General features: G+C 68.0%; 14 protein-coding genes. 7 read left to right on the plus strand and 7 right to left on the minus strand.

Going from position 1 to position 16,881, the window contains the following annotated elements; translation table 11 throughout:
* Window positions 1-175 precede the first annotated feature (175 nt).
* On the plus strand, window positions 176-1,075 hold the full coding sequence (locus tag IM708_RS12780; protein WP_209426961.1) for a hypothetical protein: 900 nt from the start codon (window positions 176-178) through the stop codon (window positions 1,073-1,075).
* 131 nt (window positions 1,076-1,206) lie between these two features.
* On the opposite strand, the gene IM708_RS12785 is transcribed toward IM708_RS12780, so the two are convergent.
* Entirely contained in the window at window positions 1,207-2,643 is a 1,437-nt protein-coding gene (locus IM708_RS12785; RefSeq protein ID WP_209426962.1) for an exopolysaccharide biosynthesis polyprenyl glycosylphosphotransferase, read from the minus strand.
* 217 nt (window positions 2,644-2,860) lie between these two features.
* Window positions 2,861-3,280 carry a PRC-barrel domain-containing protein gene (locus tag IM708_RS12790; protein ID WP_209426963.1) on the minus strand — a complete coding sequence of 140 codons (420 nt, stop codon included), beginning with the start codon at window positions 3,278-3,280 and terminating at the stop codon, window positions 2,861-2,863.
* 189 nt (window positions 3,281-3,469) lie between these two features.
* On the opposite strand from IM708_RS12790, the gene IM708_RS12795 reads away from it, so the two are divergent.
* The 4 genes from IM708_RS12795 to IM708_RS12810 all read left to right on the plus strand — a co-directional run bounded on the left by IM708_RS12795 (window position 3,470) and on the right by IM708_RS12810 (window position 9,493).
* Window positions 3,470-4,480: a YihY/virulence factor BrkB family protein gene (locus tag IM708_RS12795; RefSeq protein WP_209426964.1), complete on the plus strand. Its 1,011-nt coding sequence runs from the start codon at window positions 3,470-3,472 to the stop codon at window positions 4,478-4,480.
* A 57-nt stretch (window positions 4,481-4,537) separates the two neighbouring features.
* A complete protein-coding gene (locus IM708_RS12800) occupies window positions 4,538-5,767 on the plus strand; it encodes a putative DNA modification/repair radical SAM protein (RefSeq protein ID WP_209426965.1) in 1,230 nt (409 codons plus the stop codon).
* Complete coding sequence (locus IM708_RS12805; RefSeq protein WP_209426966.1) at window positions 5,767-7,212, plus strand: UdgX family uracil-DNA binding protein; 1,446 nt, start codon at window positions 5,767-5,769, stop codon at window positions 7,210-7,212. The genes IM708_RS12800 and IM708_RS12805 overlap by 1 nt, the downstream gene beginning before the upstream one ends.
* Window positions 7,213-7,378: 166 nt before the next feature.
* Window positions 7,379-9,493, plus strand: coding sequence for a catalase (locus IM708_RS12810; RefSeq protein ID WP_209426967.1), 2,115 nt, complete (start codon window positions 7,379-7,381; stop codon window positions 9,491-9,493).
* A 52-nt stretch (window positions 9,494-9,545) separates the two neighbouring features.
* Here the strand turns inward: IM708_RS12810 and IM708_RS12815 are convergent, their stop codons facing one another.
* The 5 genes from IM708_RS12815 to IM708_RS12835 form a co-directional block, all read right to left on the minus strand.
* The gene (locus IM708_RS12815) at window positions 9,546-10,913 is read right to left on the minus strand and encodes a M20/M25/M40 family metallo-hydrolase (protein WP_209426968.1); all 1,368 of its coding nucleotides are present in this window, start codon (window positions 10,911-10,913) and stop codon (window positions 9,546-9,548) included.
* 101 nt (window positions 10,914-11,014) lie between these two features.
* Window positions 11,015-11,743 carry an ABC transporter ATP-binding protein gene (locus IM708_RS12820; RefSeq protein ID WP_209426969.1) on the minus strand — a complete coding sequence of 243 codons (729 nt, stop codon included), beginning with the start codon at window positions 11,741-11,743 and terminating at the stop codon, window positions 11,015-11,017.
* Window positions 11,740-12,573, minus strand: coding sequence for an ABC transporter ATP-binding protein (locus tag IM708_RS12825; RefSeq protein ID WP_209426970.1), 834 nt, complete (start codon window positions 12,571-12,573; stop codon window positions 11,740-11,742). The genes IM708_RS12820 and IM708_RS12825 overlap by 4 nt, the downstream gene beginning before the upstream one ends.
* Window positions 12,570-13,478: an ABC transporter permease gene (locus tag IM708_RS12830; protein ID WP_209426971.1), complete on the minus strand. Its 909-nt coding sequence runs from the start codon at window positions 13,476-13,478 to the stop codon at window positions 12,570-12,572. The genes IM708_RS12825 and IM708_RS12830 overlap by 4 nt, the downstream gene beginning before the upstream one ends.
* A complete protein-coding gene (locus IM708_RS12835; RefSeq protein ID WP_209426972.1) occupies window positions 13,475-14,521 on the minus strand; it encodes an ABC transporter permease in 1,047 nt (348 codons plus the stop codon). Before IM708_RS12835 ends, IM708_RS12830 begins: the two co-directional genes overlap by 4 nt.
* 124 nt (window positions 14,522-14,645) lie before the next feature.
* Between IM708_RS12835 and IM708_RS12840 the strand changes: the two genes are divergently transcribed.
* Both IM708_RS12840 and IM708_RS12845 read left to right on the plus strand, forming a co-directional pair.
* Entirely contained in the window at window positions 14,646-15,296 is a 651-nt protein-coding gene (locus IM708_RS12840; protein WP_209426973.1) for an XRE family transcriptional regulator, read from the plus strand.
* Window positions 15,293-16,879, plus strand: a complete 1,587-nt coding sequence (locus IM708_RS12845; RefSeq protein ID WP_209426974.1) for an ABC transporter substrate-binding protein — start codon at window positions 15,293-15,295, stop codon at window positions 16,877-16,879. The genes IM708_RS12840 and IM708_RS12845 overlap by 4 nt, the downstream gene beginning before the upstream one ends.
* Window positions 16,880-16,881 lie beyond the last annotated feature (2 nt).

Raw genomic sequence — 16,881 nt, forward strand, 5'->3', positions numbered from 1 at the left:
GGATCAGGGTGGGGGTTTCTGAGACTGGTTCGCATTGGTCTGACAGCACAATCTCGTCGAAGATGGAATCCGCTTCGAGCGAGTTTCGGGTGGTACCTATGCTATCGGAAGCGCCTTCCAGAGCGCTGGCGACGGGGCCGGGAGGCTGCAAGGTGAGCTCCGGAAATTCTGGTCATTGGACAGGGAACTGCCGGTGCGCCTATGGTTGCACCGCAAGGGTTTCTCGCCGAACAAGCGGTATGTATTCCTGTTCGCGAAGCGCGGCGCACCGCATCTGCAGAAGGCGCATCACTTCACTTCCATCCTCACCTGGCGACTCCTGGCGGACAAGATCCGCGCGGAAACCGACATCATCCCGGTTGCCGTTGGCGACGATATCGGCCTCAAGACCTCTCCCAGCCTGGTCGCTTTCTGGGACGACCAGGGTTGGAAGGACGCTTTTGACGGCAAGCCGACCCGGCGAGATCAGCTTGGCCTTTGGGCGTACTTCGCACAGAATTATCATAGCTGTTCTATCCTCGGAATGCGAAGCGGGATGATCGAAGTGCCCGCTCTGCTGGGAATTCGCACGCGGTATATCGAAGAGCGTGGAAACAAGCAGGCTGAACGGATGGAATCCTGGCTGGGCAAGGTACCGGGTTGGAGCCGGCAGATCGTCGAGCGCACGCCGGGTATTGCGCAACAGAAATACATGGCCGAGTACAAGCATACCCGTCAACCGACGGCGGAAGAGCAATCTCGGGCAGCTGCCCTCAGGTACACGCTGCCAAAGTCCACGATCGGAACGCGGTCAGGGCAGAAATTCGATCAAGACGCGTTTCGCAAGAAGATCAATGCGGTCTTTGGAGACAAGCCGCTCGAAGGCGAGACACGCGTAGACCCGACGCAGTTCATGATTCGACCTGGGGAGTTCGACGAGATTCTGAACTGGATCAAGCAGGCGCCTGACGGCGGATCGGGGGCTACGCTTCGCCAGCCGGAACCGCGCGAGGACATCTCAATGGGCAATGCGCTGGAGCAATCGATGGCTGCGATGCGCGAACGTGTGGCCGTGCGCGACTGGAGCGAGCTTTAGGCCAGGAGCATGTTCGCGGGGCAAGCATGATGCAGTTTCCAATCGGGCAAAGACACGGCCCTGTCCGAACGCAAATGCCGGTCAGTCGAGGGGAAAAGACCTGCGGCGCCTAGCCTTAGCTCGAGCCTAGTTTAGTACGCCATGGGATTGCGCACCAGGCTCAGCGGGGTGCGCAAGAGGATCTTCAGGTCCAGCCAGATCGACCAGTTCTCGATATAGTAGAGGTCGTGCTCGAACCGGTCGCGCAGTTTGCCGGGGACGTCGACTTCGCCGCGGTGGCCGTGGATCTGCGCCCATCCGGTGATCCCCGGCGGCAGGCGGTGGCGGGCGGAGTAGTCGTCGACGATATTGGTAAAACGCTCCTGCCGGCTGGACAGCGCGTCGATGGCGTGGGGGCGGGGTCCGACCATCGAGAGCCCGCCGCGCAGGACGTTGAAGAGTTGCGGCAGCTCGTCGATGGAGCTCCGCCGCAGGATCCGGCCGACGCGCGTGACCCGCGGGTCATGGCGGGTGACGACGCGGCGCGCGGTGGGGTCCATCGCCTCGGGGTACATCGAGCGGAACTTCAGCACGTCGATGACGCGGTCGTTGTAGCCGTGCCGCTTCTGCCGGAAGAACACCGGGCCGCCGGATTCCAGCCGGATCGCGATCGCCGCGGCCAGCATCACCGGCCAGACGAGCAGCAGGGCGAGGGTGGCAAAGACGATGTCGAAGGCCCGCTTCATCAGCCGCCGTTCCGGGGCGAAGGTGCCGCGGATGGCCGAGATCAGCGGGTCGCGCGTGCTGGGCGGAAAGGCGTAGTCGGCGCTGAAGGCCGAGAGCCGCACCTCGACCGGCAGGACCTTCAGCTTGGCGAGCAGCCAGTTGATCCGCTCCTCGGCGTCGAGCGGCAGGGAGATGATCACCATGTCGACCTCGGAGCGCCGGATGAAGCCGACCAGATCGTCGTAGTCGCCGATCTTCGGCACCCCGAGGACCTGCGGCGGCGAGCGCAGATCGTCGCGGTCGTCGAAGATCCCGTAGAGGCGCACGTCGGTGCCGCTGCGCGCGGCCAGTCCGCGGATCAGCCGTTCGGCATGTTCGCCGCCCCCGGCGATGACGGCGCGGCGCTGGATCAAGCCGGTGTCGACGATCCAGGCGACGACGTGGGATTCGACGACGCGCAGGGGGATCACGCCAGCGGCCAGCGCTAGAGCCGCGGCGCCTAGAAGATCGGACGGCTCGCCCTGGGCCAGCAGGAATGCGGCCACCAGGACCGCTGGCGCCAGGGCCAATGCCGTCCGCAGGATCGCGCGCCAGGGCCTGCGCAACAGGTCCGGCGCGTAGCCGCCCCCCAGCGCCAGCAGCCCCGTCGCCACGGCCGCAACGATCAGCGCCGCCCCCGCCGCGGCGCGCGGATCGAAGCCTGGCGCCGGCAGAGCGGCATATTGGGCGAACCAAAATGCGGCGGCAAATACCGGCAGGTCGAGGCAGCCGACGAGGACCGCAAGCCAGACCGGGGCCAAAGCCGGGCGCTGCAGGCCGGTCGCGACATTCGCGGCGGCCTCGTTCAATCCGTTCTCGTTCATGAAGGAAGATCGCCTTTTCCGCGTTGAATGGGCCCGTTTTAGGGGCGGCGCGCTTAAACTTTCGCTAAGCGACACCGGCACGCCCTGACCTTTGGCGCGAAGGCACCCCCGACCGGCGCGTTCGGCACGGGCCGGGGGCCGGCGCGCGGGCACCGGCCCCTCTGGCCCACCAAGTCGCAGCGGGCCGCGGTTCAGTCGCTGGAGGTGTCAAGCGGCGTCAGAGCCAGTAGGGCGAAACGCCGTAATGCTGGTGCGAGCGTTCCTGCCATTCGCGGTCGTGGTACCAGTCGTCGTCGTGGCGCGGCGCGTTTTCCAGCTGCTCTTTCGTCAGGTCGGTCGTGTAGCCTTCGCGCGCGCTGTCGTACTGCAGGCGGGCAAAGGGGATCGGGTGATAGTCCGAGCCCATGCCCATGAACCCGCCGAATTGCAGCACGCCATAGACGATCCGGCCCGACGTCGGATCGATCATCACGTCGTCGATCTGGCCGAGTTCCTCGCCCGCGGGGCTGTAGACGGTGGTGCCCTGGACCCGGCTGCCCGAAATCAGGCGGCTGTGATCGGCGTTGGTGCCGCTGGAGGTGGTGATCGGACCCGGTACATCGGGCGCGTGGTCGGTGGTCTGGTCAGGGGTTCTCATGGCTCTCTCCTGTGTCGCGTCAAGGGTCGGCGGATGCGCCCTTTGGGAAATTCAACGCCCCGAATGGCCTTGGCGTTCCCACGGTCGGCGGCCATCGGCGGAACCTGGCGCGTGCGTCGCGGGTTGGTCGTGAACTGACCGGGTAATGCGCGCGACAGGCCGCATTCCGGGTGTCGAGACAGGATCAGGATGACGGCAGCAGGACAATCGCAGGACAGGCCAAGCGACGCTTCCGGAACGGAGGCGGACGCCGCGCGCGGCACGGATGCGCGCGCGCCCACGCAACTGCCGCCCCCTGCCTGGCGCGCGATCCTGTGGCGGGTGAAGGACGAGATCGCGCGCGACCGGGTGCTGATCGTCGCCGGCGGGGTCACCTTCTACGTCATCCTGTCGCTGGTGCCGCTGCTGACCGCCTTTGTCGCGCTCTACGGCCTGTTCGCCGACCGCGGGAGTGTCACGCGCCTGCTCGACGGGGTCGAGGGGGCGGTGCCGCCGGAGATGATGACGCTGATCTCGGACCAGTTGGACCGGCTGCTGTCGGTCGAGCCGGGCACGCTGACACTGACCTCGATCATCGCGCTCCTGATCGCGTTCTGGAGCGCGAATGGCGGCGTGAAGGGCCTGATCGAGGCGATGAACGTCGCCTATGACGAGCAGGAGGCGCGCAGCTTCGTGAAGCGGAACCTGGTGGCGATGTCGATGACGCTGGGCGGCATGGCGCTGGTGGCGGTGCTGATCGCGCTGAGCGCGGTGGTGCCGGCCGTGGTGGCGTTGTTTCCCGGCAGCGGGCTGCGCGATGCGGTGCTGATGTGGGGGCGCTGGCCGGTGATGGCGGCGCTTCTGATCCTGACACTGGCGGTGCTCTACCGCTTCGGCCCCGACCGGCGGTCGGCGAAATGGCGCTGGATCACGCCGGGCGCGATGGTCGCGGCGGTGGGGATGATCGCGGTCTCGGCCGGATTTTCGTTCTACACGGCGAATTTCGCGGCTTACGGGGACACCTACGGATCGCTGGGCGCGGTGATCGTGGCGATGATGTGGTTCTGGCTCAACTCCATCGTCTTGATCGTCGGGGCCGAGATCAATGCCGAGATCGAGCACCAAACCGCGCAGGACTCCACCGTCGGTCCCGACCGGCCGATGGGCGAACGCGAAGCCGTCATGGCCGACAAGGTGGCGCCCCCGCTCTCCGACTCGTGAGCGCAGGAACGCGGCGGAAAACTTGTCATCGGCGCGGCGTGAACATATGAAGAACATATGGTCAAGCGCACCCTTCCCCAGAAACTGGAAATCCTGGCCGATGCGGCCAAGTACGACGCCTCCTGCGCGTCGAGCGGGGGCGAGCGGCGGGGGTCGCGCCAGGGCGACGGGCTGGGATCGACCACCGGGTCGGGGATCTGCCACGCCTATGCGCCAGACGGGCGGTGCATCAGCCTGCTGAAGATCCTGATGACGAATTTCTGCATCTACGATTGCGCCTATTGCATCAATCGCGCTTCATCCGGGGTCGAGCGCGCGCGCTTCACGGTCGAGGAGGTCGTGAAACTGACAGTCGAGTTCTACCGGCGGAATTATATCGAGGGGTTGTTCCTGTCCTCGGGCATCATCCGCTCGCCCGACGACACGATGGCCGACATGGTCCAGATCGCCCGCACCCTGCGCGAGCGCGAGCGATTTCGCGGCTACATCCACCTGAAGACCATCCCCGACGCCGACCCCCTGCTGGTCGAGGAGGCCGGGCGGTATGCCGACCGGCTGTCGATCAACGTGGAACTGCCGACGCCGGCGGGCATGGCGGAACTGGCGCCCGAAAAGGACCCGCGCCAGATCCGGCGGGCGATGGCCGATGTCTCGGTCCTGCGGGCCGCGGCGCGCGAGCGCAGCCATACCGGAAAGCGACCCGCGCGCTTTGCGCCGGCCGGGCATTCGACGCAGATGATCGTCGGCGCGGACGGGGCGGACGATGCGACGATCCTGCAAAGCAGCGCCACGCTCTATGCCGGCTACAAGCTGTCGCGGGTCTATTACTCGGCTTTCTCGCCGATCCCCGACCCCTCGGCCCGGCTGCCGCTGGCCGCGCCGCCGCTGAGGCGCGAACACCGGCTCTATCAGGCCGACTGGCTGATGCGGTTCTACGGGTTCGACGCGCCCGAGATCGCGGGACGCTCGGGCATGCTGGATCTGGAGATCGACCCCAAGCTGGCCTGGGCGCTCTCGCATCGCGCGGCGTTTCCGGTCGACGTGAACCGCGCCGCGCGCGAGGTGCTGTTGCGCGTGCCGGGGTTCGGCACGAAGACGGTGCAGCGCATCCTTGCCGCGCGCCGCCACGGCGCGCTGCGGTTCGAGGATCTGCAGGCGATGGGCGCGGCGATGGGCCGGGCGCGCGCCTTCGTCACGCTGCCGGGCTGGACGCCGCGCGGGATGCTCGACGCCGAAAGCCTGCGCGCCCGCTTCGCCCCGCCGCCCGAGCAACTGGCGCTCTTCTGATGGCGGTGGAGGTGCTGCCGGTCGTCGGCACCGTCGGCGCCTGGCGCGCCGCGGTGCGCCGGCTGGCCGCGGCGGGCACCCCACCCGAGGCCGTGACCTGGTCGGTGGGCAGCGCCCAGCCCGACCTGCTGTCGGCCCTGCCCGCCGCCCCCGCCCGCGCCCAGCCGATCCGGCTTTCGCGCGAGGCCGTGGCGGGGCTGGAACAGGCGATGCTGCACCGCGACCCGGAACGGTTCGCGCTGGGGCATGCGGCGGTGCTGCGGCTCTCAACCGGCAGCCTGCGCTGGGGCGACCGTTCTGACCCCGCGATGCGGCGTCTGCTGGCGATGGGATCGGCGGTGCGGCGCGACATCCACAAGATGCACGCCTTCGTGCGCTTCCGCGAAGTGCCGCAGGATGGCGCGCGCCGGCGTTTCTGCGCCTGGTTCGAGCCCGAGCATCCGATTGCCGAGGCCACCGGCCCTTTCTTCGCGCGCCGCTTCGGCGACATGGACTGGGCGATCGCAACGCCGGAGGTCACGCTGGTCTTTCAGGCGGGCAACCTCGCCTGCCATCCGACCGAGGCGCCGCCGCCCGAGGCCCGCGATGCGACCGAGGATCTATGGCGGACCTATTTCGCCGCGATCTTCAACCCGGCGCGGCTGAACACCCGGGCGATGCAGTCCGAGATGCCGGTGAAGTACTGGAAGAACCTGCCCGAAGCGCAGATCATCCCCGACCTGGTGCGCGGCGCGCCCGAGGCCGTGGCGCGGATGCACGCCGCCGCCGCCTCCGCGGCGCCGCCGGCCTGGCAGGCGCGCGCCGCCCGGGCCCGCGCCGCCTTGCCGGCCCGTGCGGGCGCCCCGGCAACCCTGGCCGAGGCCGCACAGGCGGCGCGCGACTGCGCCCGCTGCCCGCTCCACGGTCCTGCGACGCAGACCGTCTGGGGCGAGGGGCCGGAAGATGCCGCGCTGATGATCGTGGGCGAGGCGCCCGGCGATGCCGAGGATCTGCGCGGTCGCCCCTTCGTCGGCCCGGCGGGGCAGGTGCTGGACCGCGCGCTGGCGACCAACGGGATCGACCGCGCCACCGTCTACCTGACCAACGCGATCAAGCATTTCCGCTTCCAGCCGCGCGGCAAGCGGCGGCTGCACCAGAATCCCGATGCAGGCCATGTCGAGCATTGCCGCTGGTGGCTGGACCTGGAGCGCCGGCTGGTGCGCCCCCGCGTGATCCTGGGGCTGGGCGCGGTCGCGGCGATGGCGATCAGCGGCTCGGGCACGCGGCTGATGGCGCGGCGCGGGCGGGCCGAGGCGCTGCCCGACGGTGCGGTTTTCGTGCCGACGCTGCACCCGGCGCATGTGTTGCGCAACCCCGACCCGGCCGGCCGCGACGCTGCACAACAGGCGCTGGCGCAGGACCTGGCGCTGGCGCATCGGCTGTCGCTCGCGCGGGCCGGGGGCTGACGGGGGCGGGCAAGGAACCACCGCCCGCTTCGCCGGTTGAAGGTTCAGCGCGCCGCAGACATTCCCTTCGGGGTGCCCGGGAGGCAGGACGCGCTGCCCTGCGATGTCCGGCGACGGCCCGCAGTGCCCGAGCCAAGCCCGGCGCCCCGCACAGAGGAGAGCCCCCATGCCCGCCGACGAGCCGATCTTTCACCCCACCGCCGACACCCAGCGCAGCAACGACACCGTCGAGCGCGACGCCGAACGCGGGGCGGGAGGCGAAATCCACCAGACCCCCGAGGGCGGCACCCGCCTGACCACGGCACAGGGCGCGCCCGTGTCGGACAACCAGAACACGCTGCGCGCCGGCCCCCGCGGCCCGGCGCTGCTGGAAGACTTCGCCATGCGCGAGAAGATCTTCCATTTCGACCACGAACGCATCCCCGAACGCGTGGTCCACGCCCGCGGCTACGGCGCGCATGGCTATTTCGAGGTGACCGACGCGCTGGCTGACATCACCGCCGCGCATCTTTTCCAGAAGAAGGGCAATCGCGTGCCGGCCTTCGTGCGGTTTTCCACTGTCGCGGGCAACAAGGGCTCGATGGATCTGGCCCGCGACGTGCGCGGCTTCGCCGTCAAGCTTTATACCGAAGAGGGCAACTGGGACATCGTCGGCAACAACATCCCCGTCTTCTTCATCCAGGACGCGATGAAGTTCCCCGACCTGGTGCATTCGGTCAAGGACGAGCCCGACCGCGGCTTTCCGCAGGCGCAGTCGGCGCATGACAATTTCTGGGACTTCATCTCGCTGATGCCGGAATCGATGCACATGGTCATGTGGCAGATGTCGGACCGGACGATCCCGCGGTCGTTCCGTTTCATGGAAGGCTTCGGCGTGCACAGCTTCCGCTTCGTCAACGCGGACGGCAAGAGCACCTTCGTCAAGTTCCACTGGAAGCCCAAGCAGGGGCTGCAATCGGTCCTCTGGGACGAGGCGGTGAAGATCAACGGCGCCGACCCGGATTTCCACCGCCGCGACCTGTGGGACGCCATCCAGACGGGCGACTACCCGGAATGGGAGCTGGGCGTGCAGCTTTTCGACGACGAGTTCGCCGACCGGTTCGATTTCGACATCCTCGACCCCACCAAGATCATCCCCGAGGAAGAGGTGCCGCTGCGCGTTGTCGGCCGGCTGGTGCTGGATCGCGTCGTCGACAATTTCTTTGCCGAGACGGAGCAGGTCGCCTTCTGCACGCAGAACATCGTGCCGGGGATCGACTTCACCAACGACCCGCTGCTGCAGGGGCGCAACTTCTCGTATCTCGACACGCAGTTGAAGCGCCTGGGCGGGCCCAACTTCACCCATATCCCGATCAACGCGCCGCGCTGCCCGATGCACCATTTCCAGCAGGACGGGCACATGCAGACGCGCGGGATCAAGGGGCGCGCGAACTACGAACCGAACAGCTGGGCCGAGGGCGGCCCGCGCGCCGACGCCAAGGGCGGGTATCGGTCGTTCCCCGAGACGGTCGAGGGCGAGAAGCGCAAGCTCAGGCCCGAAAGCTTCGCCGATCACTACAGCCAAGCGCGGCAGTTCTACATCAGCCAGACCAAGGTCGAGCAGGGGCATCTGGCCGATGCGCTGGTCTTCGAGCTGTCCAAGGTCGAAACCGTCGCCATCCGCGAACGGGTCGTGGCGCATCTGCCGAATATCGACAAGGACCTGGCGCAGAAGGTGGCAAAGGGGCTGGGCATGGAAAAGGTGCCCCCCGCGCACGCGCCGGCGGTCAAGCCGAGAACGGACCTCAAACCCTCGGACCCGCTGTCGATCCTCAAGAACGGGCCGGGCAGCTTCAAGGGGCGCAAGCTGGGCGTGCTGATGACCGACGGGATCGACGGCGCCCTGCTGGAGGCGCTGACCGCCGCCATCGAGGCCGAGGGCGGCATGGTCGAGAAGATCGCCCCCGAGGTGGGCGGGGTCACCACCGCGGGCGGCAAGAAGGTCGCGGCGGACCAGAAAATCGACGGCGCGCCCTCGGTCGTCTACGACGCGGTCGCGGTGCTGGCGACGGCCGAGGGGGCAGAGAAGCTGAAGGGAATGCACCCGGCGAAGTGCTTCGCCGCCGATGCCTTCGCGCATGCCAAGTTCATCGCCCTGACGCCCGAGGCCGAGGCCCTCTTCGACGCGGCCGGCGTCAGCGACCGCGACGGCGGCATGGTCACGCTGTCGGGTGACGCGGACGCGAAGACCTTTGCCACCGCCTGCCGCGATCTGCGGTTCTGGGACCGCGTCGCGGGCTGACGCCCGCGCACAAAGAAGCGTGGGCTGAGCCTGCGCATCGGCGGGCGGGGGATCAGCCCCCCGCCCGCATCGCCCCCAGCCGATCCAGCAGCGCAGCACCGGTGCGGATACCGGCGTGAAAAAGCTTCAACTCGATGTTCTCGTTCGGGGCGTGGTTGGCCTCGTCAGCATTGGCATAGGGCGTGACGAAGGCCGGCAGGCCCAGCGTCTTGGTGAACACGTAATCCGGCAGACTGCCGCCCATCGACGGGTAGAGGTAAGGGTCCTCTCCGCGCGCGGTGCGGATCGCCTCGACAATCGGCGCGGTGAAGCGCGAATCGATGGGCGTGCGCGACGGCAGCATGCCGCCACGCCCGATCACCTCGACCTCCGGCGCGTGGCGGGCGACATGGGCGCGCACGCAGTCGAGCACCTGATCGGGCGTCATGTCGGGCACGAGGCGAATGTCGCATTTCGCCACCGCCGCGCAGGGCAGCACGGTCTTCGACCCGGGTCCGTCGTAGCCGCCGTGCAGGCCGTTGATCGTCAGCGTCGGGTGGAACATCAATCGGTCGTGGAAGGGCCGGTCGGCGGGCGCGTCGAGCCTCTCCAGCCCCATCTCGGCCAGGTAGCCCGGCGCGTCGACGGGCAGCGCGGCGGCGGCGTCGCGTTCGGCCGGGCCGGGCGGCACGATCGGATCGTGCAGCCCGTCGAGGGTGATCCGGCCGTCGGGCGCCTTCATCGTCGACAGCAGATGCACCAGCGTCCAGATCGCGTTGGGCATCGTGCCGCCGTGGTTGCCCGAGTGCGCATCCGTGCGCCCGGTGCGCACGACCAGGTCGAACCCCGCCATGCCGCGCACCCCGAAGGTGACGATGGGCCGGCCCGACGCGTGCAGCGGCCCGTCGGCGGTGACCACCAGATCGGCCTTCAGCCGGTCGGCATTGTCGCGCACGAATTCGGCGATGCGCGGGCTGCCGATCTCCTCCTCGCCTTCCAGCAGGACGATGACGTTGCAGGGCAGCTTGCCGTGGACCGCCAGATGCGCCTCGATTGCCAGAAGCTGGGCGAAATGCTGGCCCTTGTTGTCACCGGCACCACGGGCAAAAAGCCGCCCATCGCGGATCGTCGGCTCGAAGGGCGGGCTGATCCAGGCCTCCAGCGGGTCGGGGGGCTGGACGTCGTAGTGGCCGTAAAGCAGCACCGTCGGCGCGCCCGGCACGTCCGACCGCCGGCCCAGCACCATCGGATGACCCGCGGTCGGCACCGCCTCGGCCTCCATTCCCAGTTCCCGAAGCTTTTCGACCAGCATCGCCGCGACCTCGCGGATGCCGATGTCGTGCGCGCTGATGCTGGGATGCCGCACGTAGTCGCACAGCCGGTCGACATAGCTGTCGCGGTTGGTGTCGATATGGGCAAGCACCCGGTCGAGATCGCTCATCTGTCCGCCTTTGCCATTGCATCTTCGCGCCGCCCGCGGCGACGCGGCCCCAACCGGCCGCAGGAAGCTGCGGATGTCAAGCAGCCTGCCCGCGCGCTGGTCTAGCCCCCGGCGCTGCGCGCGACCAGTTCGCGGCCATAGGCGCTGTACAACTGCCCTGTGCGGAGTTCGGCAACCTCGCTGATTTCCTCCAGCCGGCCCAAACGCAGCACGCCCAACCGGTCGCAGAGGAAGGAGACGATGGGCAGGTCGTGCGTCACCAGCAGGTAGGTCAGCCCGCGTTCGGCGCGCAGGTCGGCGAGCAGGTTCAGGATCTCGGCCTGCACCGACACGTCCAGCGCCGAGGTCGGTTCGTCGAGCAGCAGCACCCCCGGCTCCAGCATCAGGGCGCGGGCGATGGCGACGCGCTGGCGCTGGCCGCCTGACAGCTGGTGCGGCAGGCGAAACCGGAACCGGCGCGACAGGCCGACGGCATCGAGCATCGCCAGAACCTTGCCGTCGCGCCCGGCGATACGGTGCACCGCCAGCGGCTCCGACAGCGTATCGTCGACCGTGCGCCGCGGATGGAGCGAGCCGTAGGGATCCTGAAACACCATCTGCACGCGGCGCACGAAGGCCGCATCGCGCCGCCGGCCCATTGCGTCGCCACCGACGCGGATGCTGCCGGTCCATTCATGCGCCTGACCGGCGATCGCCTTCAGGATCGTCGACTTGCCCGACCCGGATTCGCCCACCAGCGCGAAGCTTTCGCCCCGGCCCACCTGAAAGCTGACGCCATGCACCACGGGCGTGCCGTTGAAGGAGACCGTCAGATCCTCGATCCCGATCATGTGCCGGCCCCGATGGCGTCGCGGTCCAGCACCGGCAGGCGCGTGCGCGTCTCGTTCAGTTGCGGGACCGAGGCGAGGAGGCCGCGCGTGTAGGGATGGGTCGCCGCGTGCAGATCGCCGGCCGCGCATTCCTCGACCACCTTGCCGGCATACATGACCAGGATCCGGTCGCACCAGCGCGCCACCATGTCGAGGTCGTGGCTGATCAGGATCAGCCCCATCCCCCGCCGGCGCACCAGATCGTCCAGGATCTCCAGCACCGTCGCGCGGACCGAGACATCCAGCGCCGAGGTGGGTTCATCCGCGATCATCAGGTCGGGCTGCAGCACCACCATCATGGCGATCATCACCCGCTGGCCCATCCCGCCCGACACCTCGTGCGGGTACAGCCGGTAGACGCGCTCGGGGTCGTTGATGCGCACGGCCTCCAGCACCTCCATCACCGCGCGGCGGCGGGCGCGGGCGGGCAGGCGCTGGTGGAACTGCAGTGCCTCGCCGATCTGCTCGCCGATGCGGATGACGGGATTGAGGCTGAACTTGGGGTCCTGCATGACCATCGACATGCGTGCCCCGCGCAGCTTACGAAAGCCGGATTCGGACAGCCCGCGCAGGTCGATCCCGTCGAACTCCAGCCGGTCCGCTGTCACCCGCCCCGGCGGGCCGATCAGCCCCATCAGCGCGCGCCCGGTCATCGACTTGCCCGACCCGCTTTCGCCCACGATCCCTAGCCGCTCGCGCCCCAGATCGATACTCAGACCCTTCACCACCTCGACCTCGCCCTGATCGGTCGGAAACCGGACGCGCAGGTTCTCGACGCGCAGCAGGCTCATGATTTCACCTTCTGCTTGGGGTCGAGCACGTCGCGCAGCCCGTCCCCGAAGAGGCAAAAGCCGAGCGACACGATGACGATGGCGAAGCCCGGCATGGTCGCGACCCACCACTGGTCGAGGATGAAGGCCCGCCCGCGCGAGATCATCGCCCCCCATTCCGGCATCGGCGGCTGCGCGCCGAGGCCCAGAAAGCCCAAGCCCGCCGCGGTGAGAATGATGCCCGCCATGTCCAGCGTCACCCGGACGATGGTCGAGGAGAGGCAAAGCGGGATGACATGCCGCCATATGACGCGGGCGTGGCTGGCGCCCTGCATCTGCACCGCGGCGATGAACTCGGCGGTGCGAAAGGTCAGCGTCTCGGCCCGCGCGATGCGGGCGTAGACGGGCCAGGCGGTGATGGCGATGGCGATGACCGCATTCTCGATCCCCGGGCCCAGGGCCGCGACGAAGGCCAGCGCCAGGATCAGCCGCGGCATCGACAGGAAGACATCGGTCACCCCCATCAGCACCCGGTCCACCCAGCCGCCGAAATAGCCCGACACCGCGCCGACGATCAGCCCCAGTGGCGCCGCGATCACCGCCACCAGCAGCACGATCATCAGCGTGATGCGCGCGCCGTGGATCACCCGGCTGTAGATGTCGCGGCCCAGCTCGTCCGTGCCCATCCAGTGCGCGACAGACGGCGGCTGCAGTCGGTTCTGCAGGCTGCCCTCAAACGGCGAATAGGGCGCGATCCAGGACGCGAAGGCGGCGACCAGCAACAAAGCTATGATGATCGCCAGCCCCACCATCGCCAGCGGGTTGCGCGACAGCGCGCGCACCACGCGGTAGAACTGCCCCAGCTTCGCCTGTGCCCGCGTCTCGGGGTCCTCGCTGAGCAGCCAGTCGCGGGACAGGACGTTCATGCGCGCGCCCTCGGGTCGAGCAGCCGGTAGAGCAGGTCCGACCCCTTGTTGATGCCGATGAAGACCGCGCCGATCACCAGCGTCGCGCCCAGAACCGCGTTCATGTCCGCGTTCAGCAGCGCCGTGGTCAGGTAGTTCCCGATCCCGGGCCAGGAAAACACCGTCTCGATCATCACCGACCCTTCCAGCAGCCCCGCGTAGCTGAGCCCGATCACCGTGATCAGCTGTACCCGGATGGGGCGGAAGGCGTGGCGCCAGATGATCACGCGCTCCGGCGCGCCCTTGACCCGCGCGGTGATGATGTATTCCTGACCCAACTGCTCCAGCATGAAGCTGCGGGTCATCCGGGCGATGTAGGCCAGACTGAAGAACCCCAGGATCGTCGCCGGCAGCACGATATGCGAGAAGGCGGAGCGGAAGGCCCGCATGTCGCCCGCGATCAGGCTGTCGATCAGCAAAAGCCCGGTGCGCACCGGCACCATCCCGTCCATGAAGATGTCGATCCGCCCCGGCCCGCCGACCAGCCGGAACTTGGCGTAGAAGATCACCAGACCGACCAGCCCCAACCAGAACGCGGGGATCGCATAGCCCGCCAGCCCCAGCACGCGGATCACCTGATCGATCCACGTCCCCTGCCGCGCCGCCGCGATCACCCCCATCGGCACCCCGACGACGACCCCGATGATGATGCCCAGCGTCGCCATTTCCAGCGTCGCCGGAAAGACGCGGGCCAGATCCTCGGCCACCGGGCGGCCGGTACCGACCGAGCGGCCAAGGTCGCCCTGCACCACATCGAGGACATAGCGGGCGAACTGCACGATCATCGGATCGTCGAGTCCCATCGCCAGCCGCGCGGCCTCGTAGGTCTCGCGGCTGGCGCGGTCGCCGACGACGGCCAGCACCGGGTCGATCGGCACGACGCGTCCAATCACGAAGGTGATCGCCAGCAGGCCGAGAAAGGTGAAGGCGACTGTCACCACCAGCCAGAAAAGCGGCGCGGCGCGGCTGGCGAAGGGGCCAATCCGGCGAAGGGCGTCGGCCATGCGTCTCCTCCTCGGGGCGGGTTCGGGGCGAGGGCTGGACATGGCTCTATCAAAATTTCTTTGACTGATCAAAAATTTTTTACTAGCTTCGGGACCGAAAGATGCAGGCCCAGCAAGGAGCGTCATGTCCGAACTGCTGCGACAGACCGATGCGACCGCCGCGCAGGCCCCGCAGTTCGGCGGCCGCATCCGCGAATTGCGCCGCAAGGCCGGTCTGACGCTGCAGGCCTTGGCCGACGAGGCCGGGATCTCGGTCGGTTTCCTCAGCCAGGTGGAACGCAACAAGGCGACACCGTCGCTGGGCACGCTGGCCAGCCTCGCCACCGCGCTGGAGGCCGAGATCGACTGGTTCGTCGCCACCCCGCAACCCGCCGACGCCGTCACACGGGCGGGCGAGCGGGTGCTCTTTTCCATCGCCGACAGCTCGCTGGGGTACGAGCGGCTGGATACGCGCCTGCCCGGCGGCACGCTCTCGTCGCTGATCATCCACATCCCCGAAGGCTATGCCTCGGAACTCACCCGCCACACGGGCGAGGAGTTGATCGTCGTCCTCGACGGCTGCCTGCGCCAGACCCTGGGCGACGCGGTGATCGACCTCAATCCCGGCGATTCGCTGCATTTCATGGGCGATACGCCGCATGCCTTCGCCAATGTCGGCGCCGGCCCGGCCCGGCTTCTGTGGACCGGAACCTCGCCGCGCCTCATCGGCAACGCGTCCGACCGCAACCAGGCGGGACAACCCGCCGCACCTTCCGAAGACAGGAGAGGACCATGAAGTTACTGAGAACCACCCTGGCCGTCAGCCTTCTGGCGCTGGCCACCGCCCCGGCACTGGCCGCGACGCCCGACAACGCGCTGGTCATCGCGCAGAACATCGACGACATCGTGACCATCGACCCGGCGACGGCCTACGAGTTCTCCTCGGGCGAATACGTCACCAACACCTACGACCAGCTGGTGCAATACGACGCCACCGACACCGAGACGCTGGCCCCCGGCCTCGCAACGGAATGGGAGATCGACGCCGAGAACCGCACGATCACCTTCACCCTGCGCGAGGGCGTGACCTTCCATTCCGGCAACCCGCTACGGGCCGAAGACGTGGTGGGCAGCTGGCGCCGCGTCATGGTGCTGGACCGCGCGCCCGCGTTCATCCTGGGCAACCTCGGCTGGAACGCCGACAATATCGACGAGATGGCGACCGCCGACGGCAACACCGTGACCATCCGCTGGGAAGGCGACTATGCGCCGTCCTTCGTGATGAACGTGCTGGCCTCGCGCCCGGCTTCGGTCGTCGACATGGAAACCGTCATGAGCCACGAGGTCGACGGCGACATGGGCCATGACTGGCTCAACCAGAACAGCGCCGGCACCGGCCCCTTCACCCTGCGCACCTTCCGCCCGGGCGAGGTGCTGATGCTCGACGCCAACCCCGACTATTTCGGCGGCGCCCCGGCGATGGAGCAGATCCTGATCCGCCACGTCGCCGAAGCCTCGACCCAGCGGCTGTTGCTGGAATCCGGCGATGTGGACATGGCCAAGAACCTGACGCCCGACCAGGTCGCGGGGCTGGAAGGCAATGACGACATCCGCATCGAGACCTTCCCGCAGGCCGCCGTCCACTGGTTCTCCTTCAACCAGAAGACCGAGAGCCTGACCAATCCCGCTCTCTGGCACGCCGCGCGCTATCTGGTCGATTACGAGGGGATGGCCGATAGCTTCCTCAAGGGGCAGATGCAGGTGCATCAGGCGTTCTGGCCCGCGGGTTTCCCCGGCGCGCTGACCGACACGCCCTTCACCTACGACCCCGAGCGTGCGCGCGAGATCCTCGAGGAAGGCGGGGTGGAACTGCCGATCACCGTCACGCTGGACGTGATCAACGCCAACCCCTTCAACGACATGGCGCAGTCGCTGCAGCAGACCTTCGCCGAGGCCGGAATCAACTTCGAGATCCTGCCGGGCACCGGCGCGCAGGTCATCACCAAGTACCGCGCCCGCACGCACGAGGCGATGCTGCTCTACTGGGGGCCGGACTTCATGGACCCGCATTCGAACGCCAAGGCGTTCGCCTACAACGCCGACAACTCGGACGACGCCTATGTCTCGACCACGACCTGGCGCAACGCCTGGATGCCGCCCGAGGAGATCAACGAGCTGACCATGGCCGCGCTGGCCGAGCAGGACACCGACCGCCGCAACGAGATGTATCTGGAACTGCAGCGCGAGATGCAGCGCGAGGCGCCCTTCGTGATCATGTTCCAGGCGGTCAAGCAGGTCGCCATGGCCGACAATGTGCAGGGCTTCGTCAACGGCTCGAACTCGGACTTCGTCTACTACCGGCTGGTCGAAAAGAACTGACC

The organism is Pararhodobacter sp. SW119 (genome assembly GCF_017811755.1).
Classification (GTDB): Bacteria; Pseudomonadota; Alphaproteobacteria; order Rhodobacterales; family Rhodobacteraceae; genus Pararhodobacter.